The 22,626-nt window shown below is 47.9% G+C and carries 22 protein-coding genes; 10 read left to right on the top strand and 12 right to left on the bottom strand.

The window, feature by feature from the left end:
• Window positions 1–39: 39 nt before the first annotated feature.
• The 3 genes from ccoS to L3C95_RS02985 all read right to left on the bottom strand — a co-directional run bounded on the left by ccoS (window position 40) and on the right by L3C95_RS02985 (window position 3,976).
• Window positions 40–255 (bottom strand): cbb3-type cytochrome oxidase assembly protein CcoS, encoded by a 216-nt coding sequence (ccoS, locus tag L3C95_RS02995; RefSeq protein WP_236385043.1) that lies wholly within the window; start codon window positions 253–255, stop codon window positions 40–42.
• A gap of 87 nt (window positions 256–342) precedes the next feature.
• Complete coding sequence (locus L3C95_RS02990; protein ID WP_236385042.1) at window positions 343–2,736, bottom strand: heavy metal translocating P-type ATPase; 2,394 nt, start codon at window positions 2,734–2,736, stop codon at window positions 343–345.
• Window positions 2,737–3,250: 514 nt separating this feature from the next.
• Window positions 3,251–3,976 carry a Crp/Fnr family transcriptional regulator gene (locus L3C95_RS02985; RefSeq protein ID WP_236385041.1) on the bottom strand — a complete coding sequence of 242 codons (726 nt, stop codon included), beginning with the start codon at window positions 3,974–3,976 and terminating at the stop codon, window positions 3,251–3,253.
• 51 nt (window positions 3,977–4,027) lie between these two features.
• Between L3C95_RS02985 and L3C95_RS02980 the strand changes: the two genes are divergently transcribed.
• The 7 genes from L3C95_RS02980 (at window position 4,028) to L3C95_RS02950 (ending at window position 9,781) form a co-directional block, all read left to right on the top strand.
• Window positions 4,028–4,615 carry a pseudouridine synthase gene (locus L3C95_RS02980; protein ID WP_236385040.1) on the top strand — a complete coding sequence of 196 codons (588 nt, stop codon included), beginning with the start codon at window positions 4,028–4,030 and terminating at the stop codon, window positions 4,613–4,615.
• A gap of 125 nt (window positions 4,616–4,740) precedes the next feature.
• A complete protein-coding gene (locus L3C95_RS02975; protein WP_236385038.1) occupies window positions 4,741–5,616 on the top strand; it encodes a YicC/YloC family endoribonuclease in 876 nt (291 codons plus the stop codon).
• A 49-nt stretch (window positions 5,617–5,665) separates the two neighbouring features.
• Entirely contained in the window at window positions 5,666–6,172 is a 507-nt protein-coding gene (locus tag L3C95_RS02970) for a gliding motility lipoprotein GldH (RefSeq protein ID WP_236385037.1), read from the top strand.
• Window positions 6,153–7,172, top strand: a complete 1,020-nt coding sequence (locus L3C95_RS02965) for a sensor histidine kinase (RefSeq protein WP_236385035.1) — start codon at window positions 6,153–6,155, stop codon at window positions 7,170–7,172. The genes L3C95_RS02970 and L3C95_RS02965 overlap by 20 nt, the downstream gene beginning before the upstream one ends.
• Before the next feature lie 23 nt (window positions 7,173–7,195).
• On the top strand, window positions 7,196–7,903 hold the full coding sequence (locus tag L3C95_RS02960) for a response regulator transcription factor (protein ID WP_089829386.1): 708 nt from the start codon (window positions 7,196–7,198) through the stop codon (window positions 7,901–7,903).
• 280 nt (window positions 7,904–8,183) lie between these two features.
• The gene (locus L3C95_RS02955) at window positions 8,184–8,894 is read left to right on the top strand and encodes a sensor histidine kinase (RefSeq protein WP_236385023.1); all 711 of its coding nucleotides are present in this window, start codon (window positions 8,184–8,186) and stop codon (window positions 8,892–8,894) included.
• Between the two features lie 134 nt (window positions 8,895–9,028).
• Entirely contained in the window at window positions 9,029–9,781 is a 753-nt protein-coding gene (locus tag L3C95_RS02950) for a LytR/AlgR family response regulator transcription factor (RefSeq protein WP_236385021.1), read from the top strand.
• A gap of 68 nt (window positions 9,782–9,849) precedes the next feature.
• Here L3C95_RS02950 and L3C95_RS02945 read toward each other — a convergent pair whose 3' ends face one another.
• The 3 genes from L3C95_RS02945 to L3C95_RS02935 all read right to left on the bottom strand — a co-directional run bounded on the left by L3C95_RS02945 (window position 9,850) and on the right by L3C95_RS02935 (window position 13,431).
• Complete coding sequence (locus L3C95_RS02945) at window positions 9,850–10,611, bottom strand: SH3 domain-containing protein (protein ID WP_236385019.1); 762 nt, start codon at window positions 10,609–10,611, stop codon at window positions 9,850–9,852.
• Between the two features lie 19 nt (window positions 10,612–10,630).
• On the bottom strand, window positions 10,631–12,616 hold the full coding sequence (locus L3C95_RS02940; RefSeq protein ID WP_236385018.1) for a BatD family protein: 1,986 nt from the start codon (window positions 12,614–12,616) through the stop codon (window positions 10,631–10,633).
• A gap of 110 nt (window positions 12,617–12,726) precedes the next feature.
• Complete coding sequence (locus L3C95_RS02935; RefSeq protein ID WP_236385017.1) at window positions 12,727–13,431, bottom strand: SDR family oxidoreductase; 705 nt, start codon at window positions 13,429–13,431, stop codon at window positions 12,727–12,729.
• A gap of 90 nt (window positions 13,432–13,521) precedes the next feature.
• Between L3C95_RS02935 and L3C95_RS02930 the strand changes: the two genes are divergently transcribed.
• Window positions 13,522–14,220, top strand: coding sequence for a YjjG family noncanonical pyrimidine nucleotidase (locus L3C95_RS02930; RefSeq protein ID WP_236385009.1), 699 nt, complete (start codon window positions 13,522–13,524; stop codon window positions 14,218–14,220).
• A 77-nt stretch (window positions 14,221–14,297) separates the two neighbouring features.
• Here L3C95_RS02930 and L3C95_RS02925 read toward each other — a convergent pair whose 3' ends face one another.
• The 5 genes from L3C95_RS02925 to L3C95_RS02905 are packed head-to-tail and all read right to left on the bottom strand — an operon-like array spanning window position 14,298 to window position 17,159.
• On the bottom strand, window positions 14,298–14,555 hold the full coding sequence (locus L3C95_RS02925) for a hypothetical protein (protein ID WP_236385007.1): 258 nt from the start codon (window positions 14,553–14,555) through the stop codon (window positions 14,298–14,300).
• A 33-nt stretch (window positions 14,556–14,588) separates the two neighbouring features.
• Window positions 14,589–15,242 carry a phosphatidylserine decarboxylase family protein gene (locus L3C95_RS02920; RefSeq protein ID WP_199654309.1) on the bottom strand — a complete coding sequence of 218 codons (654 nt, stop codon included), beginning with the start codon at window positions 15,240–15,242 and terminating at the stop codon, window positions 14,589–14,591.
• Window positions 15,243–15,266: 24 nt separating this feature from the next.
• Window positions 15,267–16,154: a phosphatidate cytidylyltransferase gene (locus tag L3C95_RS02915; protein ID WP_236385005.1), complete on the bottom strand. Its 888-nt coding sequence runs from the start codon at window positions 16,152–16,154 to the stop codon at window positions 15,267–15,269.
• Between the two features lie 57 nt (window positions 16,155–16,211).
• Window positions 16,212–16,433 carry a DUF2007 domain-containing protein gene (locus tag L3C95_RS02910; protein ID WP_236385003.1) on the bottom strand — a complete coding sequence of 74 codons (222 nt, stop codon included), beginning with the start codon at window positions 16,431–16,433 and terminating at the stop codon, window positions 16,212–16,214.
• A gap of 30 nt (window positions 16,434–16,463) precedes the next feature.
• Window positions 16,464–17,159 (bottom strand): CPBP family intramembrane glutamic endopeptidase, encoded by a 696-nt coding sequence (locus L3C95_RS02905; protein WP_236385001.1) that lies wholly within the window; start codon window positions 17,157–17,159, stop codon window positions 16,464–16,466.
• A 364-nt stretch (window positions 17,160–17,523) separates the two neighbouring features.
• Here L3C95_RS02905 and dusB point away from each other — a divergent pair, with 364 nt between their 5' ends.
• Both dusB and L3C95_RS02895 read left to right on the top strand, forming a co-directional pair.
• Entirely contained in the window at window positions 17,524–18,588 is a 1,065-nt protein-coding gene (gene dusB / locus L3C95_RS02900) for a tRNA dihydrouridine synthase DusB (protein WP_236385000.1), read from the top strand.
• A gap of 31 nt (window positions 18,589–18,619) precedes the next feature.
• The gene (locus L3C95_RS02895) at window positions 18,620–19,189 is read left to right on the top strand and encodes a helix-turn-helix domain-containing protein (RefSeq protein ID WP_199654301.1); all 570 of its coding nucleotides are present in this window, start codon (window positions 18,620–18,622) and stop codon (window positions 19,187–19,189) included.
• A 75-nt stretch (window positions 19,190–19,264) separates the two neighbouring features.
• On the opposite strand, the gene L3C95_RS02890 is transcribed toward L3C95_RS02895, so the two are convergent.
• Complete coding sequence (locus tag L3C95_RS02890; RefSeq protein WP_236384999.1) at window positions 19,265–22,576, bottom strand: DEAD/DEAH box helicase; 3,312 nt, start codon at window positions 22,574–22,576, stop codon at window positions 19,265–19,267.
• Window positions 22,577–22,626: the final 50 nt, after the last annotated feature.

Here is a 22,626-nt window from a genome sequence, read left to right as displayed (position 1 = left end):
CGAATGATAAGAGATGAGTTGATAGTATAGAAAGGAAAATCAATGGTGGTCGCAGATGCGTGATTTGCAGTTTGTGTTGTTGCATGCCTTCCCCGACTTGCAGCCTGTTTCAGCCGGTTTTATTTCGAACAGCACACGGTGTGCAGGGGAGAAATCATCTTCAAATTGTCCGCTCTTTACTGACCATATAAAAGCAGCGAGGAAGAAGATGGCCACCAACAGACTGGCTCCGAGAAGTATGATGATCACGCTCATAATATTTGGTTTTAAATTCTATGAGCAAAGCTAGCCTGTCGTGCATGCGGATACGATGATGCTGCTCAATGCGGGTACTGATTCATATCATGGTCTGTCCATCCATTCGCTCAAACCATAAGTAAGCAGTACAATACTGATGGAGCTGGCGGGCATGAGTATGGCAGCGGTGAGCGGAGACAGGATACCCTGTACGGCAAAGAATAAACCGATGAAATTGTATAAGAGAGAGATGATAAAAGTGAAGATAATAATACGCTTGTTGTTCCTGCAGGTCCTGATAAAACGAGGCAGCTGTATCAGCTGATCTGCTTCGAGAATGCCGTCGCTGGCGGGTGTGAAGTTGTTACTGTTTTCCGTCAGTGATATGCCGACATCGCTTTGCTTTAATGCACCCGCGTCATTCAGACCATCTCCGATCATGAGTACGCGATGGCCTTGTTTCTGCAGCGACAGGACATACCCCAGTTTGTCAGCAGGTTGTTGCGCGAAATGCAGGCTGGCAGCAGATCCCATCATTTCCTGTAAATAAGCTGCTTCTGCATCATTATCGCCCGATAGCAACGATAATGCATACTTGCTCTGCAGGTGTTGCAACAATGCGGGAATGCCTTCCCTGTAGTGATGGCGGATGATAAAACAGCCGGTCTGTTGTCCGTCAATAGTTACATACACGGTGCTTCCGGCCGTATCTATTTTGTTGGTGGTGCCTGTAAATGCTGCATTACCCAGTTGGATGAAATTATATTGTACCCAGCCGCTGATGCCGTTCGCAGGTACTGATCTGAAATTCCTGATAGGCAGGGTTTCATCCTTACCACAAAAAGACGCGATCATTTTACTGAGCGGATGTGTAGATTGTGCGGCCAGCGAGCCGATAGCCCATAGTTTCTCTTTGGTGAGCGGCATACCCTGATAAGATACGCTGGAGGTGGCTTTGCCGGTTAATGTCCCCGTTTTATCAAATACAATGTGATCTACATCAGCAAGCCTTTCTATTGCATCTGCATTCCGCAGATATAAGTGATGCCGGCTTAAGATGCGGAGAATATGCCCATTGGTGAAAGAAGCCGCCAGCAATAGCGCACAGGGGCAGGCAACGATCAGCACCGCTGTTACTGCCGGCCATATACGGGACGGATCGTGTGCCCACCAGTAAGTAGCCGTAATAATGGCTATTGCGAGTACTACCCAGGTAAAATAACGGCTCAGCAGGTGAATGAAAGAGGGCGGTTTCTCCTGTGGCGTTTTGAGTTCCTCCCTGTTCCAAAGGCTGGTAAGATAACTTTGCGCTACTTCCTTGATCGTCAGGATCTCAATATTCCCTTCCAGTTGTTTCCCGCCGGCATATACGATCTCTCCGGGGCTTTTTTGCACCGGAACGGCTTCTCCGGTTACAAAGCTATAATCTATGATGGCGTTACCTTTTACAAGGATCCCATCAGCAGGGATCAGTTCCTGGTTGTGGATCAGTAAAGTATCGTTGGTTTTGATGTCGGGTAGTGCCGTAGGTACCTGCTGACCGTCTTTCAGTACGGTAATGGCAATCGGGAAATAGGCGGTATAGTCGCGGTCAAAAGATAATCCCTGATAGGTTTTATCCTGCAGGATCCGCCCCACGAGCATAAAGAAAACAATACCCGTCATGGAGTCAAAATACCCGCCGCCGCTGTCGGTAACAACGTCTGTCAGGCTGCGGACGAAGGTAACAATGATGGCCAGTACGATGGGTAGGTCAATATTCAGAAAGCCGCTTTTGAGGCCACCCCAGGCGGAGCGAAAGAATACCTGTGCGCTGTAAAAGAAGACAGGCAGCGACAGTGTAAGATTAAGCCAGCGGAAGATGTGGTTCATTTTTTCGTCCGCATAACCGTAGTGGGAAAAGTATTCCGGGAAACTAAGCAGCATGATATTGCCAAAGCAAAATCCGGCCACCCCCAATCTGTAGATCAGTCCTCTTTGTATGCGGGGCTTTTGCTGCCGGAGGTCCTGCAGGCTGATATAGGGTTCATATCCTATACTGGTCAGGGTTTCCGCGATATGTCTGAGAGATGTTTCCTGCTGCCGGAAGATGATCATTGCCTCTTTTTTAGCAAAATTGACGGTCACTCTTTGCACGCCGGCGTCGAGGCGGTGCAGGTTTTCGAGTAGCCACAGGCAGGAGCTGCAGTGGATATGCGGAATATAGAAAGTGATGTGTGTTTGTGTATCGTCCTGGAACTGAATCAGTTGTTGCTGTATTTTTTTGTCGTCCAGGAAGGCGAATTTATCTTTTCTTACAGGTATCCGCTGCGCCTGGCCCGGATTGTTGTTCAGTGTGTAGTAGTCGCAGAGCCCATTCTCATTAAGGATCTCATACACCAGTTTACATCCTTCACAGCAAAAGTGCTTGTCGTCCAGGGTTATTTTCCTGTCCGGACAGTCTTCCCCACAGTGGGCACATTGCAGTTTGGTATCGGGAGCGACAGAGATTGTTGCCATGATAAAGGATTTTGGCAAAACTACCCGCAAGGCGGGGGACAGACAATGATGGGTATCAAAAGGGGCGCTGATCGTTGTCAGCGGCCGGAGATGTCATCGTGAAATACCTTTCAGGTACGGGTGGAGATCCGAAGAGCTCCCTTGTACATCTCATATATAACCCTTTGTATACCCATATATAACCCATATATAACCCATATCTCTATAAATATGGGTTATATATGGGTCATATATGGCTTATATATGGGTTATATATGGGTTATCTCACCGAATGCACTATAGTAGGGCACTTACAAAGAGTATAGGAAATACTTATTTTGTAAGGAGTTGATGCTAAGGAATTGAGCGCATAGTGTTTGGGTTTTATATGAGGGGTACTAACTTAAATACGGCAGGAAATCCTAATCCAGGAATGGACGAACAAGGGACGAACAAGCGACGGCGGAGCGACGAAGAGGGATGGACTTAAAAGAAAGGTTGAGGAACATCCGGGGTTAGACCTGAGACTTGGAATTTAATCCTGCAGGTTGGCGGTACGGGTCAGTTCTTCGGTGTTGAGCAGGCGGATCTTTTTACCCTGTAACTCGATCAATCCGTCTTTTTTGAACTCAGAGAGCAGGCGTATGGCCGATTCTGTAGCGGTACCTACCAGGTTGGCGATTTCCTCGCGGGAGAGGCGGACGTTGAGGGTAAAACCGTCCTGTTCCACGCCATAGGTCTCTTTAATGAAAAGCAGGGTTTCTGCCAGACGTTCACGTACCGGCTTCTGGGCCAGGTGGGTGATCTTCATTTCTGCCTTTCTGAGCTCGCTTGCCAGGATGCGCATCATTTCCAGGGAAAGGCTGGCATCTTTCTGCAATACGCTCATGAAAAGGTCTTTGGGAATGAAACATACGGAGGAATCGTCCAGGGCAATGGCAGATGCGGTGTAACGTTCTGCACTGAGGAGCGCCTTATAGCCGATAATGTCGCCGGGTTTACAGAGACGGACGATCTGCTCGCGGCCGTCATCGCCACAATGGGACAATTTGATCTTGCCGGTATTCACGCAGTAAATGCCGAAGGGATAAGCGCCCTCCTGGAATACGATCTGGCCTTTTTTGTATGTGGTACATACCTTGGCAGACTCAATCTCTTCCAGATTGCACTTCTCCGCTTTGAACAAAATTGATCCAAAGCGGTCCTGGCAATTCGTACACGAAGCATTATGGAAAGGCGTACACATAGTTTCAGTGTGCAAAATTACTAATTTACAGCCAAAATAAGCGTACGTTCCCTTACTACTTCGAGCATGTCACTTAAATATTATATTATATATAAACCCTTCCAGGTGCTGACCCGTTTCGGGAAAGAGGAAGGAAAGGAAAGCCTGGGAGATTATTTTAAGGTGCCTTCAGATGTTTACCCGGTAGGCAGACTCGACTATGACAGTGAGGGGCTGCTCATTCTCACAAACGATAAATCGCTGACCCATAGGCTGCTGGACCCGAAATTTGCCCATGAAAGGGAATATTGGGTGCAGGTAGACGGGGCGGTGACACAGGAAGCCATACAGCAACTGAAACAAGGCGTAAAGATCGCGGTAGACGGTAAGCAATATCAGACCCGGCGTTGCCAGGCCGCCTTGTTTGAAACAGATCCTGTGGTGCCGGAACGTAATCCCCCTATCCGTTTCCGTAAGCTCATACCTGCTCCCTGGATCAGGTTAGTGCTTAGCGAGGGTAAAAACCGACAGGTGAGGAAGATGACGGCGGCTGTTGGTTTCCCTACGTTGAGACTTATCCGTTACCGGATAGGCCGTATCACTGTAGAAGGGCTGGAACCAGGACAGATGCGGGAAATGGGGCAACGCGAAGTGTATGATATGCTGTTTAAGTAGCCGTTACGGAGAGGCCCCGACGTGGCTTCCTGGCAGCTTATATGGTGTCGTGCTGTTGTTTGCTTGCACCTATTCTTTGTGCTTTGGGCTAATTTAGGTAGGTTTGTTGCCTACAAATCTCTATTATGCTGAAATCAATGACCGGCTTTGGAAGGGCGGAAACTACCAAGGGCGAGACCACGATAGTGGTGGAAGTAAAATCGCTCAATGGTAAGCAGTTTGAGGTAAACCTGAAGATTTCCCCGCTGTTAAAGCCTTACGAGTTTGATATCCGCAACCAGCTGCAGCAAACCCTCTTGCGCGGTACCCTGGATGCGACAGTAAATATAAGGCAAAACGGGGCTACCCGTCCGGTGGTCATTAATACTGATCTGGCTAAATATTATCATAGCACTATTACATCACTGGCTACAGAACTGAATCTGCCGCAGGAAGACATGCTGAATGTGCTGATGAAGCTGCCTGAGGTGGTATCGCCGGCTACAGAACAGATATCTGAAGAGGAATGGCTCGAAGTGGAGAAAGTGATCCAGCAGGCAGTTACTGACCTGGATGCCCATCGCCTGGACGAAGGACAGATGCTGTCGGCAGATCTGTTGCTGCGCATAGAGAATATAGAATCCTATTGTATAAAGGTGCGTGAACTGGACCCGTTGCGTAAGGACAGGGTGCGTCAGCGACTGGAGGGCTTACTGGCGGAACATGTAGGGAAAGAAAATGTGGACGAGAACCGCCTGGAACAGGAACTGATCTTCTACCTGGAGAAACTCGATATCTCCGAAGAACTTATCAGGCTGGAAAATCACTGTCGTTATTTCAAGGAGATCCTGGCAGAAGCAGATCCTTCAAAGGGAAAGAAACTGGGTTTCGTGCTGCAGGAAGTAGGACGTGAGATCAATACAACCGGTTCCAAAGCTAATGACGCCAATATCCAGCAATGGGTAGTGCTCATGAAAGATGAACTGGAAAAGGCCAAAGAACAGGTGCTGAACGTACTGTAATCAAACGACGATATCGTTCTTCAGATATAAAACGTATTGTGATTAGCATATGAATAAACTCTGCCGGATTATTGTGGCCGCGGGAATGCTGGTAACAGCAGCCTGTCAGCCGCTGAAGATGGACACCTATGAAAAGAACCTGGATATTCCGGGACATGAATGGTCCTATGCTTATAAACCTGTTTTTGAGGTGACCGTGCAGCCTCAGGATACAGCGTACCTTTACAATATTTATGTAAATGTGAGGCATAAAGACTCCTACCCTTTCAGCAATATATGGTTGCAGGTACATACACAGTTTCCGGGTGAGAAACCGGTAGCACAGCGGGTAGAGTTACCGCTGGCAGATATGACCGGCAAATGGCTGGGCAGCGGGCTGGATGACATTTATGAACATAAGATTCCCATCCAGCAGAAGGCTATCCTGAACAAAGCGGGCACGTATAAGTTTACTTTTGAACAAAACATGCGGCAAAATCCGTTGCCGGATATCATGAATGTAGGCCTGCGGATTGAGAAAGCCGGGTTGAGAAACAATGAAAAAGCTATTCCGTAAAATGGAGGGACGAAGTGGGATTCACTTCGTATATCTTTTTGTACTGGCATATACCATCCTCGCGCTGGTATGGTGGGGCGTACTCCTGTTCAACCAGAGTGAACAGATCACCCGTTTTGAGCTGCAAAACCTGATGCTCCGGACTGACAGTATTGCACATCCGGTGGAGTTTCATCAGGAATTGAACCGGATTAAAACCACCGAAGAGAGACGTTCTGTCATGTTTTTCGGAGAAGGCCTTATCTTTCTGGCTATCATATTACTGGGAGGATTCTTCGTATACCGGTCTATCTGGAAGCAAATGCGCTTATCCCAGCAGCAGCAGAATTTTATGATGGCGGTGACACATGAACTCAAATCGCCCATTGCAGCTGCGAAACTAAACCTGGAAACGCTCCGGAAACACAAGCTGGACGAGGAAAAGCGGCTAAAATTATTGGATAACACTATCCGGGAAACCAACCGGCTGGACCAGCTCTGTAACAATATTCTCCTGGCATCCCAGATGGAGGGACAACGCTATCAGCTATTCCGGGAAGACATAGATTTCTCTGCCCTGCTGGAAACCGGCATCAGGGAAATGCAGTCACGCATTTCGACACATACGATACAGGCACATATTTTGCCAGACGTGTGGGTCAATGGGGATAAGTTCATGTTGCAGATCCTGCTGAGCAACCTGGTAGAAAACGCTGTTAAATATGCCCCCAGGCATACGGTGATAAATGTAACGCTGGAAGAATGCAGCGGCAGCATGTTGAAACTGAAGGTAACAGACGAGGGGCCGGGCATCCCGGCAGACGAGCGGGAACGGATCTTCCTGAAGTTTTATCGTATAGGCAACGAAAATACGCGTAAAGCAAAAGGATCCGGGCTCGGATTGTTCCTCAGCAGGAAAATTGTACAGCAGCATGGAGGCACGATCGTCGTAAAAGATAACGTACCTGCCGGCGCCAGTTTTGAGATAACCTGGCCGGTATATTCCATTCAAAGAGTGTAAATTAGCGATTGCAATTATTAACTATGAAGGAAGCTACTAAAGCATCCATACTACTGGTAGAGGACGAAGAAAACCTCCAGGAGGCATTGAAACTGAACCTGGAGCTGGAGGGATATGAAGTAACAGCTGTAGATAATGGCACCGCAGCTTTAAAGGCGGTAAAGAACGAATATTTTGACCTGATCATCCTGGATATCATGCTGCCGGAAATGGACGGTATTGCCGTTTGTGAGAACATCCGTATCCAGAATAATGAAGTACCCATCCTGTTCCTCAGTGCGAAGAACAGTAGTGCAGACCGTGTATTGGGCCTCAAGAAAGGCGGGGACGATTATATGACCAAGCCTTTCAACCTGGAAGAACTGCTACTGCGGGTAGAAAAACTGATTGTTAAAAACAAACGCATACAGGATAAGGACAGCGTATCTACCGTATACCATTTCGGTAACAACGAGATCGACTTCGCTGCACAGGAGTGCATCGGCAAAGACGGAAAACACTATGAACTGAGTAAGAAAGAAACGATGTTGCTGAAACTGCTCATCGAAAATAAAGGCGAAGTAGTAACCCGGGAAAAGATCCTGCAGGTGGTATGGGGGTATAATGTATATCCTACTACCCGTACAATTGACAACTTTATTCTCAATTTCCGTAAATATTTTGAAGAAGACAGCCGTAATTCCAGGTATTTCCACTCGGTTAGAGGGGTGGGATACAAGTTTACCGAATAGCCGCTGACTGCCATTTACCCGTTGTTTTGCCCCGGTTGTTCCGCAAATGCTGCCTTGTATTAATTGCCCCTTTCCCGGGAACCAGATTTGATGGATATTTAGTATGGTCTTAACTCCAAATTAGTATCATGCTATAAGGATTGTGCGACTTTGTGAGGTGTTTATAATTTGTATCCTTTCGTAAACCTTTTCGAATTTGGTCTTTTGCTCTAACATACTCAATGCAGTAGGTTGGCCGTACTGGATGTTTTTTCTGTTGAGTTTGATCATGATCTGCTGTGTGTTCTATATACGTGAGAAGCATATAAGGCAGGCTTCAACCAGAGAGATAAGCAGGCAGCAGCTGATACACCTGGAAATGCATGCATTCCAGGCGCAGATGGATCCTCATTTTATCTTTAATAGTCTCAACGCTATACACCACTACATCCTCACCACCAGTACTGATCTGGCTTCCCTCTATCTGACGCGGTTTGCGCGGCTGATGCGTCTTATTATCCGCAATTGTAACAGGGAATGGGTGAACCTTGAAGAGGACATCGAAGCGCTGGAGCTGTACTTACAGCTGGAGCAGCTCCGTTTCGGTCCCCAGTTCGACTATGAGCTGGAAATTACCCCCGATGTATTCCAGCAGGTCACCTTCGTACCCCCACTCATTATTCAACCTTATATCCAGGAGGCGATCTGGCGCAGACTGCTGTTACGTCCTGATAAGACGGGCGGTTGCCTGCGGATCAGGATAAGCCGGGAAAATGAGATGCTCTGCGTCCGCATAGAGGACAACGGTGTCAACCAGGGCTCATCGGGAGAAAATGCCCATCTTTCTCAGGGAATTAGCATTGCCGCAGCCAGACTAGAGGCTATTAACGCGCGGTATAATATGCGATCGGCTATCAGAGAGCAGGAACTTTACAATGAAATGCAACAACCCTGCGGTCATCTTGTTATTATTAACATGCAGCAAATTGCTGCCAGAGAGGCCGTAATGTAAGGTATAAAAACGGCATCTGCCTAAAATAAACTTTCACATCTTTACACAGAATATCGTATATTATATCAGACTCTCGCCTATGCTTTCTTATGCTGACTGAGGGAGAGTCTTTTGGGGACAAGAATTAGAAAAACATGCGCACCATTATCGTGGATGATGAAAAACTTAGCAGAAGCGTATTGAAGCTTTTGCTGGAGAAACATTGCCCTGCAGTAAACGTAGTGGCCGTTTGCGCGGATGGGATCTCTGCACTCGAGGCAATAGAAAAATATCAACCTGATCTGGTTTTCCTGGATGTAGAAATGCCGGGACTGAACGGATTTGAGGTCCTGCAGGAATGCAGGGATGCCTCGTTTTCCATTATTGTTACTACTTCATACGATCATTATGCGCTGGACGCTATCCGCCATAATGCATTAGATTATTTGCTTAAGCCCATCATCCGGGAAGACCTTATAGATGCCGTTGACAAGGCAATGATGCGGCAGCGGCAAAAGGGACAGTCAGGAGAAAATACAGATTCCCTGATGGAATTCCTGCATCAGCACCTCTACCCGGGTGAAAGATTGGCGCTTCCCAGTCCGGAGGGCCTGAGAATGCTGTTGGTAAAAGATATTCTGTATTGTGTGGCTGAGGGGGAAAGCACCTGCATTCACCTGATAAATGGTGCTGAGCCATCATTGGTATGCCGCTCACTAAAAGAGGTGGAAGGATTGCTGAGGAACAAAGGCTTTTTCAGGGTGCATCACAGTTATCTGGTCAATCTGAACTATATGGATAGGTATATAAAGGGTGATGGTGGGGATATCATCATGACTGATGGTAGTTGTATACCTGTTTCCCGTCAGCGTAAGCAGGAGTTTATGGACAGGATAGAAAAGCTTTAAGCCGCAAACTACAGGCTTCAGGAGAAGAAGTTGCCCTACGTGCCCGTAGCCTGTAGTTTGCAGCCTGTCTACAACCTCCTGATCTCTGCACAAGCCAGCCAGCCGGTCTTGCCATCCGGCAGCAATATTTTGCAATATTCCTGTGTAGCGTCGGTTACCTGCACTTTTACCCCTTCGTGCAGTTCAAACATATCTTTACTTCCCTGGTCCGGAGCCGCTTTTACCTTTACTGTGCTACCCATGATAATGCCCTCATTGTGCGCATTGGCAGTAACATAGGTGCTGATACCAATTGTCAGGTAAAAGAAGAACAACAGTGTTGCCACTCCCGTCCCCCACCGCAGCAATGCGGGTTTAAAGGATGGTACTATCAGCATGGTAATGATGCCCGCTATCAGCAGCCAGAAGAAAATAACAGCGCCCACCGCCCAGCCATTGGGGCTATGGAAATGTTGTAAGTGCAGCCACCACTGTTGAAAGAACAGCAGGGGCAGGTCATTTACATAGCCTTCCACCCTTTGATTGGCAACAGACAGGTTATGATGGGCTGATTTATTAAAAGGATCCCTTGCGAGGGCTTTTTCATAATTATAGATTGCCAGACCGGTCTTATTGGCTTTATACCAGGCATTGCCAGCATTGGTGAACAATTGTGGCTGATGATAGCCTTCATCGATCAATTGCTGGTAAATACCGGCGGCTTCAGTGTATTGTTTCTGCCTGTAAAGCTGGTTCGCCTTTTCAAACCGCTGTTGCTGGTCGGGAGCAGCAGCTGAAACATTATATGCCAGCAGCAAGAAGGCACAGATAGCTGTTAATGTTCTTTTCATCCGTTATAGTTACCTGAGTTTACACGACACTTTTTGCACGTTGCAGTTCATCTTCCAGATGGCTGATCACCGTTACGGCCTGCTGATAAGTACCCTGCATCTTATCATTGTTATGCATGGGTGTATACAGCGCCATTTCGCAATCATCCAGCAGGTCAAACAACTGAGTAGTATACTGTACACTCACCTGTTGCCGGGTCAGTTTATCCTGTATAAGCTGTTTGCTGAGGTCTGCAAAAGGAACATGCAGTTTATTACTGAGATAACCCCATATAGCGCGGGAAGTCTCTTCATAGAAAGCCTTGTCTTTTCCTTCTTTCAGATAACGTGCTGCCAGTTCCAGTCGTTTCAGGGCCACTTTATTGGCATAACGGTGCTTGAGGAACGCTGCGTTATTTTGCTGGTAGTTTCGCCGGCGGCGATATACTACGGCTGCCACCAGTAAAAGAACAGGAACCAGTAAAAGGATATAGAATAATGGGCTGATCAGCAGGAACCTGCTTTCTTTCACCCAATTGAGCACTCCATTGTAGTTGGAGGTGATGGTATTCCTGTTTACACTGAAGTCCTCTTTATCACGTTTCGTCTGTTTGCCCGGAGTGACATGTACTGAGAACGGCTCTGAACGGATCGATTTGTAACTGTTGGAGGCTACATCGAAATAAGAAAATTCTACAGCAGGAATAGTTTGATCACCCGCTTCCAGCGGCATCAGTGCATATTCAAACTGACGGGAGCCGGACAGCGGATTGCTGTTCTTCTCGATATTGTCGGTTACTTTAGGATCGTATTTTTCAAAACCGGCAGGTATATCCACCTTCGGACCATTCAGCAGGTTCACATTACCCTGGCCGGATACGATCACTTTCAGCGTGAGCGCGTCATCAGTCGTAAGATTCCGTTTATCGATGGTCGCGGTCATGTTGAACTTACCCACAGCCCCGGTGAAACTCAGCGGGCGGTTGTCTACAGGAAGCGGTTTAACGGTTACTTTCAGTGGTGCTGTCTGGACTTTGTAAGGAACATCTTCGTAGGTTACTTCCGGCCGATTGAAAAAGTCGTCAAAGAAAGGATCATCGAAGGGATCTTTAAAGCCCGGGTCATTGAACAGGTCCGCAAAAGGATCACGGGCCTTCCTGTTGCCGTTGTTCTTAACGAGTTTGACCAGTTTTACGTGGTTGTCCACTTCCACGGGATCAAGCTCCAGGGTACCTGATTGCAACGGGAACAGCAGTGTTTTACGGATGGTGAACACCTTGAAACGCATGCCGTTCACGATTTCTTCAGACGCCTGCGGAGGATTGGGCAACTCTATGTCTTTTGCGGAAAAGCCTTTGAATGCCGGCACCTTAGTAACGCTGGAGTTAGTCGGAAGGCGGGTGTACAGTTTATAAGTAGCAGTCAGCTGCTCGCCTTCATATAAAGTGGTTTTATCCACATCAACTTTTACAAAAATGTTTTTACGCAGTTTAGCATTCACGTCTTCCCCATTTCGCAGCACCCCTTCCATTTCATCCTGCTGCTGTTGCTGGCGTTGTGACCTGGATGGAGGGAGGCCGCTTTGCGGCATTGACTGCTGAGGTGTTTGTTGATAGCCGCCGCGGTTAGCCTTTACTACTTCTATGGTGACAGGGTTGGAACGTACTACATTCCCGTTTGAACGGGCAGTAGCGCCGGCAATGGTGAAATTGCCCACCCTTCTGGCCTGTATCACATAGATCAGCGCTATATATTCGGAGCGCCGGCCATTCATAATAGACTGCCCCTGCATCTGGGAAGGTCCCTGCAGAATTTCAAAATCATTGAAAGCCGGAGGTGTAAAACTGCTGACATTAGGAGCGTTTTCCAGCATGAACTGTATCTGGAACGGTTCATCCAGTGCTACCTTGTTGTTACTGACAGAGGTAGTGAACCTGAATTCCTGTGCCTGCAGGCAGGCAACTGCGCCCAGGCAAAAGAGCAGGGATAATACAAACTTCTTTATACTAACAGTAGTGACATTCATAATGCAGAACAAATTTAGCCAAAGCCAGCCCTGTTGGTGCTGAATACCCAGTTAAAAGTTAGTTAAAAAAATAATCAATATAATCGTGGAAGTGCTTGCTGGTTAAGGGTTTATGCAATGTCACCCAGCATAGGGCGCATGATAACTTCCTCTACAACCGCCTGTTTTGACAGGGTATATGCACCCCATAAAAGGTCTGCCACGTCTTCAGGTTCCATCATTCTGCCCGGAGGGGCATCAAAGCCTTCCCAGGAAGCAGTTAAAGTAGGTCCGGGGCTCAGGGAGGTTACTTTTATGTTATGAGGTTTCAGTTCTTCCCTCAGGTTCCGCGAAAAGCCCAGCAACGCAAACTTCGTGATGCTATAGGCCCCTCCGTTGGGGTATGAAGTATAACTGGCAGTTGAGCACATATTAAAAATATGACCTTTCCCATTAGCTTTCATCCCTGGCAATAGCTGCCGGGTAAGATGATAGGCACTGTAAACGTTAACTGACATCATGTTTTCCAATAATCCGTCTTCCTGGTCCTGCATACCACCCGGTACAAAAATGCCGGCGTTGTTGACCAGTATATCTACGGTTTTGAAAGTACTTTTGATCTCTTCTGCGAATGCCAGTACAGCGGCTTTCTGACCCATGTCTACAGAACGGGCAAGTATTTTGACAGAGGTGTTTACCGCCTGGATATCTGCTGCTGCCTTTTCCAGGTGGCCTGCGTTCCTGGCGCAGATGGCTACGTTAAATCCTTCTCTGGCCAGCTTTTCGGCGACTGCTTTTCCTATTCCTTTACTGGCGCCGGTAATTACTGCGTTCATATTTTCTGATTAAGGGAGACGGAAAATAGTAAAAAATGTGCTTCCCCCCGTAATGAGTATCTTTGTGGTTGATTAAGGACGCGCTAGAAAATGAAATACAAGCATATATTTTTCGATCTGGACCATACCCTATGGGATTTTGAGACCAATGCCTACCTGGTATTAGAGCAGCTGTATCACGCACATAAGCTGGAAAGCCGCGGGGTACCCTCCTTTAAGGAATTTCATGAGGTCTACATGGTGCATAATAATAAACTCTGGGACCGTTTCCGGAAGGGATTTATCACCCGGAATGATCTGCGCAGCAAACGTTTCCGCCTTACGCTACTCGATTTTAAGATCGGGGATGAGAAATTGTGCGAAGCGCTGGGCACACAGTTCCTGGAGGAATTGCCTACCCAGACAGCCCTTTTCCCTTATGCGAAAGAGGTGCTTGAGTACCTGGCAGCAAAGAACTATCCCATGCATATGATCACCAATGGTTTTGAGGAAACACAGCTGCGTAAGATGAAAAGTTCAGGGATAGATCACTTTTTCACACATGTCATCACCTCAGAGTCTGCCGGCAGCCTGAAACCATACAGGGAGATCTTCGACTATGCCATTACCAGGGCAGCCGCTACAGCAGACAGCAGTATTATGATCGGAGATGCGTTGGATATTGACATTATCGGCGCATTTAATGCCGGAATAGACCAGGTGTATTTCAACCCGCTTGTACCAGTCACTGGTGAGCTAAAACCGACCTTCGTCATCAACAGTCTGGACGAGCTGAAAACAATCCTGTAGCACCTGTTTACAATAAAAAGTCCCATCCTCATTGCGGTTAGCTATTGAGGATGGGACTTTCTGTTATAATTGATGATCTATTTGCCAGATGGTTTTACTGCGGAGGCAGTAGCAGGTTGCGCTGGCTTTGCCGGTTTAGCGGCTGCTGTGCGCAGGGCGGCAGTTTTGCTGGGTTGTTTACAGCAGGCGCTGCCTTTTGCTACCTGGTCTTTTTTACAGCATGCGGCAGCAGTCGCTGATTTTTTACAGCAGGACGCCTCTTTCGTCTTTTCCTGGGCGAATACTGCGCCGGAGAAAAATAATACAGCGGTTGCTCCTAAGATCAGTTTTTTCATGACTAGTCTGTTTATGCTGTTAAATATAAGCAATTAAATGGTAGCGATCACAGTTTGACCTCCACGTACCACTTGTTCCAGTGCCACATTGACCTGGGTACCTACCGGGAGGTAAATGTCTACCCTTGAGCCAAATTTAATGAAGCCCAGTTCCTCGTTCTGAGTCACCTGCATACCGGGTTTCAGATAATTCACGATACGGCGGGCTAATGCACCGGCGATCTGTCTTACCAGTATATCCGCTTTCGCGTTACCGATCACTACGGTATGGCGTTCATTCTCAGTAGAAGATTTTGGATGCCATGCCACGAGGTATTTACCTGCGTGATACTGTGACAATTTCACCTGTCCGCTGATCGGATTCCTGTTCACGTGTACGTTGGCAGGGCTCATAAAGATGGACACCTGCAGGCGTTTGTCTTTAAAATACTCAGGTTCATAGGTTTCTTCAATCACTACTACTTTACCGTCGCAGGGAGCAATTACCAGGGATTCATCCAGTTTCATTTCCCGTTTAGGGATACGGAAAAAGGAAATGATAAACAGGAACAGTACCAGGGAAAAGGCAGCCACGATCCTGCAGAGCAGCGGCATATGTCCTAAAAAGTAGAAAACGGCGCCGTTGATCAGGGCAAGAACAGCAAAGGTCAGTAAAATGGTAGCTAATCCTTCTCGGTGGATCTTCATTGTTGTTATGTATTTAATGCGAAGTTAAATCATTGCAAAGAAATGTACGTACAACCAGGCAAACGGTGCTGCCAGCAGCAGGGAATCAAAGCGGTCCATAAAACCTCCGTGCCCGGGCATGATGCTGCCCGAGTCTTTCACCCCGGCCATACGCTTGAGTTTTGATTCGATGAGATCGCCGGCTGTTCCAAAAATGGCGGCTATGGCAGCCAGCACCAGCCAGTGCTGTAAGGATAGGTATTCACTGCCCCAGAAGTAGCCGTATACACCCGCTGCGGCAACGGCCAGTATCATACCTCCCACTGTACCCTCAATGGTCTTTTTCGGCGAAATAGCAGGGGCAAAAGGGGTACGTCCTATCAGTGATCCCACGATGTATGCCATCGTATCGTTGATCCAGATAAAAGCGATCAGCAGTAAGGGGATCAGCCAGCCGGGACCGGTGCCTGTGGCGGTATCGGTAAAGCGAATGGCGTCATAGTTCAGGCAAAGGTGTACCAGCAGTCCGAGGGAAAGGGTGATATACGCCAGGCCCAGCGCGGAATAACCCATGTTTTTCAGGGAAAAGTCCTTGCTCAGCAGTATTTCTCCGATAGGCATGATCAGCAGGAAGATGATAGTCAGCCACCAGCCCAGGAACCCCAGGGACAGGTTGGCGGCGGAGGAAAAATGCTCCCCTGTGAAGGCCATGATCAGGGCACAGCTGGCTACCAGTAAGCCGGTTTTATGCCAGCCGGAAATATTATTATAGTCCGGGTCCACATGACGGATGAGCTTAAAATACTCCTGTAATGCAAAGAAATTGATCAGGAAGAAAAGCAGAAAGAACGTAAAAGGACTATAAAGGATCCCGCCAAGCATCACGGCTACAAAAACCAGTGCTGTTGCTGTACGGGTAAAGAAAGTTTTCATGCTGAAATGGCAATTGTTTTACAAATCTGTGTTGAAAGCGGAAAAAGGCTGGTAATATCAGGCCAGGTCTCCGGAGGCCTCGGCCAGTAATTGCCTGGCGTCTGCTTCCTGGGAGTTGTGAACAAACAGCTCCACCATGCCTGGCAGGGCCGTTAAGTAAGCAGAGTCCTGCCTGTTGATAAGTACCACATTGATCCCGTTTTCTTCCAGCATCCCCCTGATAATCTCCGCGCGGAACAATTGGTTGGTATAATAAATTTTCACCCAGTCTTTTTCCATAATAATCCGTTTGTTAGGACTAAAGTACGATTACTTCCCGATTGATTCAACATTGTCGTTAAAGTCGTCCCGGTGATTGTGTTCCCGTTCTCCGGGAGTCGTCTGTTTATCAAACAGCCAGATAGCCCCAATAGTCAATGCCAGGCTGAGTGCTGCGATATACCATTCGGTCGGTGTGGACGTCATTGGGTCTGTCTTAATAATTTTGGCCTGGTAGAGATAAATCATCACAACCTGCAGGCCATTGTTCAGGAAATGGCCCAGTATAGACAGCCAGAGATTACCACTGAGGTAATAGATGGCGCCCAGCAGGAAGCCGAGTAACACGCGGGGAATGAAATCCATCCATTGCATATGAATGGCACTGAAACAAACAGCAGTAATGAATACGGCCAGCCAGGGCAGCTGCGGCATCATTTTGATGAACAGGCGCTGTACAACACCTCTGAAGAAGAATTCTTCTGCTATGGCCGGAATAATGGCTATCAGCGCCAGATTGATGAGCAGGTCGGAAATGTTGGACATTGTTAACAGTACCCGCGTAAGCGTTTCCGTCTGCTCCTCCAGCTTCCTTACCTCAGGCGAAAAGGGCCAGGTGTGGTTCCAGTCGCCGGTATAACTTACAAACGGGAAGGCCACCAGCATGATCGAAAAAGCTAATATAATGGGCAGGAAACGTGGCGTCCGGTCGATTCTCAGCCATTTAGCAGGGCGGTCAGCTACCATGAAGGTAAAAAATACGGGAGGGAGCAAAAAAACTACTAAACTGTATAGAAATTGCGTTAATTTCAAATAGCCGAGAACTTTAGGGGATACCGGCGCCAGGGCCTCCTGGGCCGTATATAGTTCACTTTGGAGTGTCGTTAACGAGTAACCGCTTATGGGCGGGAATACAAAAGCAAGGAAAAACAGATATAGGACTGAAAACAGCAGGAAAAAGCCAACAAATGCTGCGAACTGTAATGATGGCGGATATTGCTTCAAACGGCCTGTCATAGATTAATTTTGCGTAAATTTACAGTGCGAAATCGAGTTGACAATTGCTTTCCGGATTTCCCCGGAATTGGACGTCAGCCCTACAAATGATAAAATGGTAAAGATTGGAAATATAACATTGGGCAATTTTCCGCTGTTGCTTGCGCCAATGGAAGATGTAAGTGATCCGCCTTTTCGTGCGGTGTGTAAAGAAAACGGTGCGGACCTGATGTATACTGAGTTTATTTCTTCGGAGGGACTTATACGTGATGCCATCAAGAGCCGGCAGAAGCTGGATATATTTGATTACGAACGACCTGTGGGTATCCAGATATTCGGAGGAGACGAGGAACCAATGGCAATGGCCGCCCAGATCGTGGAGGCCACGAACCCCGACCTGCTGGACATTAACTACGGTTGTCCTGTTAAAAAAGTGGTTTGTAAAGGCGCCGGTTCCGGCATTCTGAAAGATATTCCCAAAATGGTGAAGCTGACTGCTGCTGTAGTAAAAGCGACCCGTTTGCCGGTGACCGTAAAAACCCGCCTGGGTTGGGACGATGATACAAAAAACATTGAAGAGGTGGCGGAACGACTGCAGGATGTGGGTATCCAGGCACTGACCATCCATGGCCGCACCCGTACACAGATGTACAAGGGAAATGCCGACTGGACATTGATCGGAAAGGTCAAGAACAATCCACGCATTCATATCCCTATATTCGGTAACGGGGACATATGTACCCCAGAGCAGGCTATTGCAGCCCGCGCGAAATATGGAGTGGATGGGATTATGATTGGACGTGCTGCGATCGGATATCCATGGATCTTCAATGAAATAAAACATTTTATACAAACGGGTGAACATTTGCCTCCCCCATCTGTTTTGGAACGGGTAGAAGTATGTAAAAAACACCTGCGGCATTCCGTCCAGTGGAAAGGAGATGTGGTGGGAATACTTGAGATGAGACGACACTATACCAATTACCTGAAAGGGTTACCGCATATCAAAGAATTCAGGCATCAATTAGTAACTTGCAGTACATTGGCAGCTGTAGAAGAAGTGTTAGATACGATAGCATTGCATTACAAAGATCATATAATTGAACGGACATCCCCCCTTACTGACCAAAACCTACTGCCAGCAAAAAATGAAGTAGCAGATTGTAACGTTTACGGATAAACCCCAGGTTCAACTATTAAATTTCTTTCACATGGCCACGATTAAAAATCTGAAAAATGAAGTCTGGAAAGACTTGCAGATTAAAAATAAATCTGCCCTGCGTAAAAAGTATGCAGTATCTAACATGGGAAGAGTGATCAGCTATTACGAAGATATTTCAGACGGGAAATTGTTGTCCGGTTCCACGGTAGAGGGCTATACAGTATTGAATGTAAAGCCAGCGGATAGTTATCAGTCCCTTTACCTTCACCGGGAAGTTGCAAAGTTGTTTAATAAAAAGCCGGGACGTACCTACAAGTACGTTATCCACATAGATTACGATAAGAAGAATAATAAAGCCACCAATCTGCAATGGGCTACTAAGGAAGAAATGGAAGCTCATCAGCAGTTCAGCCCCGCAAAACTTGCCTATAAGGAAAAGCAGCGGAACCGTGTTAAGGGGCTTAAGCTGAACATCACCAAAGTAAAAAGTATTAAACGCCTGCTGGCAAAGCCCGGCAGAAAAACAATGAAGCAGATCGCTGAACAATTTGATATCAGCGAAATGCAACTCTACCGCATAAAGAGCGGTGAAAACTGGAGCCATGTAACACTGGATTAAAGCCTGGTTTTCCAGGAATGATCATATGATGTTGTCTGACATACAAGCCATCTGTTTCATGACAGATGGCTTTTTTTATGAACACCTGATCATACTGTCCAGCAGCTCCGTATAATGCCTGCTGGCTCTTAATACCGGTTCATGCCCCATAATGATGACCTGCTGCCTGGCCCGGGAAAGCGTGACCAGCAATTTCCTGTCAACCTCTACCCTGCTGTCTTCCCAGTGAAATGCGCCCAGATTTTGTAACTGCCCCAGTTGTACCGGATGATATACCGCCAGGGAGACGATAATAATGTCATTTTCCGCCCCCTGGAAGCGTTCTGCTGTGTCGATGTTGATGGCCTGGAGCTCATCATCATTTCCGATCAGCTCGCGGATAAGACTTATCTGCGTGCGCCAGGGCGTTACTACTCCAACTGTTTCACTACTAAACCGACGGCCATACCGCTGCCTGAAATGATGCAAGAGGGATACTACCTGCTCTGCCTCTGTACGGTGCATTTTGGATGTTGGCTCATGCGGGCTGGGAATAAACAGCGTACGGCCCCTGGAAAGTATATAAGACCAGTTATCGGCGTCAGTATGCTGCCCGGGATTGTATGGCTGCGATTGTAATGGATTACCGGCAGAGAGCTGTCCGGCGTAATAGTGGTTAATCAGGGATGCAATGTCATTATGCATCCTGAAATGGGTATTCAGCATGCCCCACGCATGGCTCCACTTCATGGTCTTGCAGTGTTGGATGAGCCGTTCAAACAGGGTGCAGCGGAGGTCTGTGATACCCTGTGCCGTCAGTAAAGGATGCTGGATCTGGCAGAATTGGTCTGCCTGCGCAACAACAGGCGGTAACTGATTCTGGTCTCCTATCAGAATAAACTTCCGGAAGGGCATCAGCAACCCCAGTAACTGTGGTTCTGTGAGCTGGGATGCTTCATCCGCGATCAGCGTGTCCATTTTTACGCCCAGCATTTGCAGCAGATGAAGGCGTGTGGCCATGGTAGCCACCGTACCTACGAAAACACGCTGGTTCATAACAAATCTTCCGGCTCCCTCAATATCGCCGTTCAGACAATACTGGCGCAACTGGTGCTCTGCCGCTGAGCGGCGGCTGCCCATACGAAGATGAGTGATGCCTTTGTCCTCCAGCTTCCGGCAGATCTCTTCTACCGCACGATTGGTAAACGCGACGATCACTATCTGGTTGCCATTGTTAACAAGAGAGGAAACCAATGCCGTCAGTAAGGCGGAGGTTTTGCCGGTACCCGGAGGTCCCTGTATGAGGTAATAGTCCTGTGCTTCCAGGGCGGCCTGCAAAATAGCCTGCTGGTTACTGTTAAACATCGGCGGGCAGGGTGCGCTCAGCGGAGCAGAGAGCGGGGCCCGCTGCCCCAGCAGTAATTCCATCCGCTGGGCAAACCGGGGTTCCAGCACATGAAACAAGGCGGTGGCAGCCACCCAGTAATTAGATTCATAGATATCATGTTCTATGACCCACAATTGTTGCTGACCGAAAAAATCGTGGGTGATCTGCCGGTTGTTCAGTGAAAAGGTTAAGCTGGCTTTTCCCAGGGCATCTATCCTGCCCTTCAGTACCTGGTGCCGCAATGGGAACAGTCCATCCGGGGAACGGGGATAGATGATGGCAGTATCGCCGGTACGGAAATTATGATTGACCGGGATATGGATATTGAAAACAACTGTACTGCTTTCAGCATCAAAATGACGGAACTGCAGTCCGGGAATGATGTTAAAGCGCTCGAGCTTTTCAGCTTCAGATAGTAGCCACAGCGCAGCAAAGCCTTCTGAATCATCTTCCCTGTCGGGCGCAGAATACATGCCGCATTTTGCCAGCAGGTATTCCCGTAGCAGAAAGGACAGGAATTGCTGATAGTAAGTGCGCAATAATGGTGACGCTGTGGTGTATACGGCTTCAAAAGCTGTAAAGTGCACCGCGCTGAATGATGGCAGTCCTTCTGCAGCCACTGTGGTGATCTGGTCGAGAATGCCGTATTCCCCTGCCGCCAGCCGTAATAACTGGGAGACGACTTCGTTACGGAGCGCCAGCAGTTCATTTTCTGCCGGCCGGTTACTGCTTACATTCCGGAGTGGTGTATCGTTGGCGGCAGAGTACAGAATAGCAGAACTGCCGCGTCGTTCATCGCCAAACGCAGATTGCAGCAACAGGTTATACCCTACTACCTGCATCTCATGGTTCTTCCACGCGCCATAATCCGGAGAACGGCCACTTTTCAGCTCAAAAATCTCTTTTCGCAGGGAATCCGTATCATCTTCCGCCAGAATATCCAGTCGTCCCTGCAGGCCGTATAAGGCCGAGAAAAACGTAGGTTCTATTCTGACGGGACGGTTATGCAGTTCTGCTGCTGACTGCAATAGGTTAGGCCAGTGTTTTGTGCGAATGTCGGCAAACATGTTGTTCAGCTCCACGCGACCGTAGGCGGCAGCCTGTAATACATTTTCAGCCACTGCTTCCACGAACGACTGTCGCAGGTCCATTTCGGGATTGCGCAGCACATTGTCCAGCAGGGCGTTCACCACATTCCCTTTGAAAGCTGCGACACCGGGTGTTTGCGGAACCAGCTTTTTCACAAGATAGAGCAGTTTGCCGGCGCCCTGCCTGCCGAAGCATTCCGCCAGGTCACTGATATCTACAAGGAGGTCTGGTTCCAGGATAATCCTGGTGGCATGTACGGCTTCATATAAGCCCGGCGCCTCAGTTTTACTACAATGCAGGATATGCACGGTATCATAGGCACGCAATTGAGCATGTAACAGCGTGGTGTGTGGTTGTACACTTTCTGAGATCATCAGCCGGAATAATCCCAGATCATCATTGCGGCAACCCAGCGTGAAATATGGCGCCTGATCGGATCTTTTCTGTAAAGGGCCAACATCCGTAATAAGACATTTCAGTTGTGGCACCAATGCTGCTGAAAGCTGAGGCGTATAAGCGAGGGTACTTCCCTGTACGGGAAGACAATGTTGTATGAGGATGTCAGGAACAGGAATTTCACAGAAGTGTTGTATGGCATTTGCCATGGTTTGCACGCAGATGAGAGATAATTCCGTATCTGCGGTCAGTGTTCCGATAACGGCTTTGTGCGTGTGAATACGTAAGGCAGTAAGTTGTTCCTGCAAAGCGGCAGGAACGGGATATTTATCAAAGAAGAACTGCATGCGGGCAAACAGGTTGCCGAAACTGCGCGTTTCTTCCCGGGTAAGGTAGCGGAACAGCTGTTCCAGCAATTGCCGGATCTGTCGTAGTGTTTCTGTAGGGAATGGCCTGTTGGCCGCTTCCTGCAGACGCATATAAAAAGCCTGACCACTAAGATGGTGTGTTGGTGCATTGATCTTATTCACTGACATATTTCAACAGGAAGGTCAACAATCATTAAAAATTGTAAACGATGAAGTGA

The sequence above is a fragment of the Chitinophaga filiformis genome, assembly GCF_021646545.1.
In the GTDB taxonomy this organism is placed as follows: domain Bacteria; phylum Bacteroidota; class Bacteroidia; order Chitinophagales; family Chitinophagaceae; genus Chitinophaga; species Chitinophaga filiformis_A.
The sequence above is the reverse complement of the archived record's forward strand: the minus strand, read 5'-3'. Positions and strand labels throughout refer to the sequence as shown.

Excerpts from the sequence above, each read along its gene's own strand:
- L3C95_RS02890 (WP_236384999.1), bottom strand. The coding sequence starts at position 22,576 with ATGTCAGTGAATAAGATCAATGCACCAACACACCATCTTAGTGGTCAG.
- L3C95_RS02965 (WP_236385035.1), top strand. The coding sequence starts at position 6,153 with ATGAAAAAGCTATTCCGTAAAATGGAGGGACGAAGTGGGATTCACTTC.
- L3C95_RS02935 (WP_236385017.1), bottom strand. The coding sequence starts at position 13,431 with ATGAACGCAGTAATTACCGGCGCCAGTAAAGGAATAGGAAAAGCAGTC.
- ccoS (WP_236385043.1), bottom strand. The coding sequence starts at position 255 with ATGAGCGTGATCATCATACTTCTCGGAGCCAGTCTGTTGGTGGCCATC.
- L3C95_RS02910 (WP_236385003.1), bottom strand. The coding sequence starts at position 16,433 with ATGGAAAAAGACTGGGTGAAAATTTATTATACCAACCAATTGTTCCGC.
- L3C95_RS02925 (WP_236385007.1), bottom strand. The coding sequence starts at position 14,555 with ATGAAAAAACTGATCTTAGGAGCAACCGCTGTATTATTTTTCTCCGGC.
- L3C95_RS02950 (WP_236385021.1), top strand. The coding sequence starts at position 9,029 with ATGCGCACCATTATCGTGGATGATGAAAAACTTAGCAGAAGCGTATTG.
- L3C95_RS02980 (WP_236385040.1), top strand. The coding sequence starts at position 4,028 with ATGTCACTTAAATATTATATTATATATAAACCCTTCCAGGTGCTGACC.
- L3C95_RS02975 (WP_236385038.1), top strand. The coding sequence starts at position 4,741 with ATGCTGAAATCAATGACCGGCTTTGGAAGGGCGGAAACTACCAAGGGC.
- L3C95_RS02895 (WP_199654301.1), top strand. The coding sequence starts at position 18,620 with ATGGCCACGATTAAAAATCTGAAAAATGAAGTCTGGAAAGACTTGCAG.
- L3C95_RS02945 (WP_236385019.1), bottom strand. The coding sequence starts at position 10,611 with ATGAAAAGAACATTAACAGCTATCTGTGCCTTCTTGCTGCTGGCATAT.
- L3C95_RS02930 (WP_236385009.1), top strand. The coding sequence starts at position 13,522 with ATGAAATACAAGCATATATTTTTCGATCTGGACCATACCCTATGGGAT.
- L3C95_RS02920 (WP_199654309.1), bottom strand. The coding sequence starts at position 15,242 with ATGAAGATCCACCGAGAAGGATTAGCTACCATTTTACTGACCTTTGCT.
- L3C95_RS02940 (WP_236385018.1), bottom strand. The coding sequence starts at position 12,616 with ATGAATGTCACTACTGTTAGTATAAAGAAGTTTGTATTATCCCTGCTC.
- L3C95_RS02970 (WP_236385037.1), top strand. The coding sequence starts at position 5,666 with ATGAATAAACTCTGCCGGATTATTGTGGCCGCGGGAATGCTGGTAACA.
- L3C95_RS02915 (WP_236385005.1), bottom strand. The coding sequence starts at position 16,154 with ATGAAAACTTTCTTTACCCGTACAGCAACAGCACTGGTTTTTGTAGCC.
- L3C95_RS02905 (WP_236385001.1), bottom strand. The coding sequence starts at position 17,159 with ATGGTAGCTGACCGCCCTGCTAAATGGCTGAGAATCGACCGGACGCCA.
- L3C95_RS02960 (WP_089829386.1), top strand. The coding sequence starts at position 7,196 with ATGAAGGAAGCTACTAAAGCATCCATACTACTGGTAGAGGACGAAGAA.
- L3C95_RS02990 (WP_236385042.1), bottom strand. The coding sequence starts at position 2,736 with ATGGCAACAATCTCTGTCGCTCCCGATACCAAACTGCAATGTGCCCAC.
- dusB (WP_236385000.1), top strand. The coding sequence starts at position 17,524 with ATGGTAAAGATTGGAAATATAACATTGGGCAATTTTCCGCTGTTGCTT.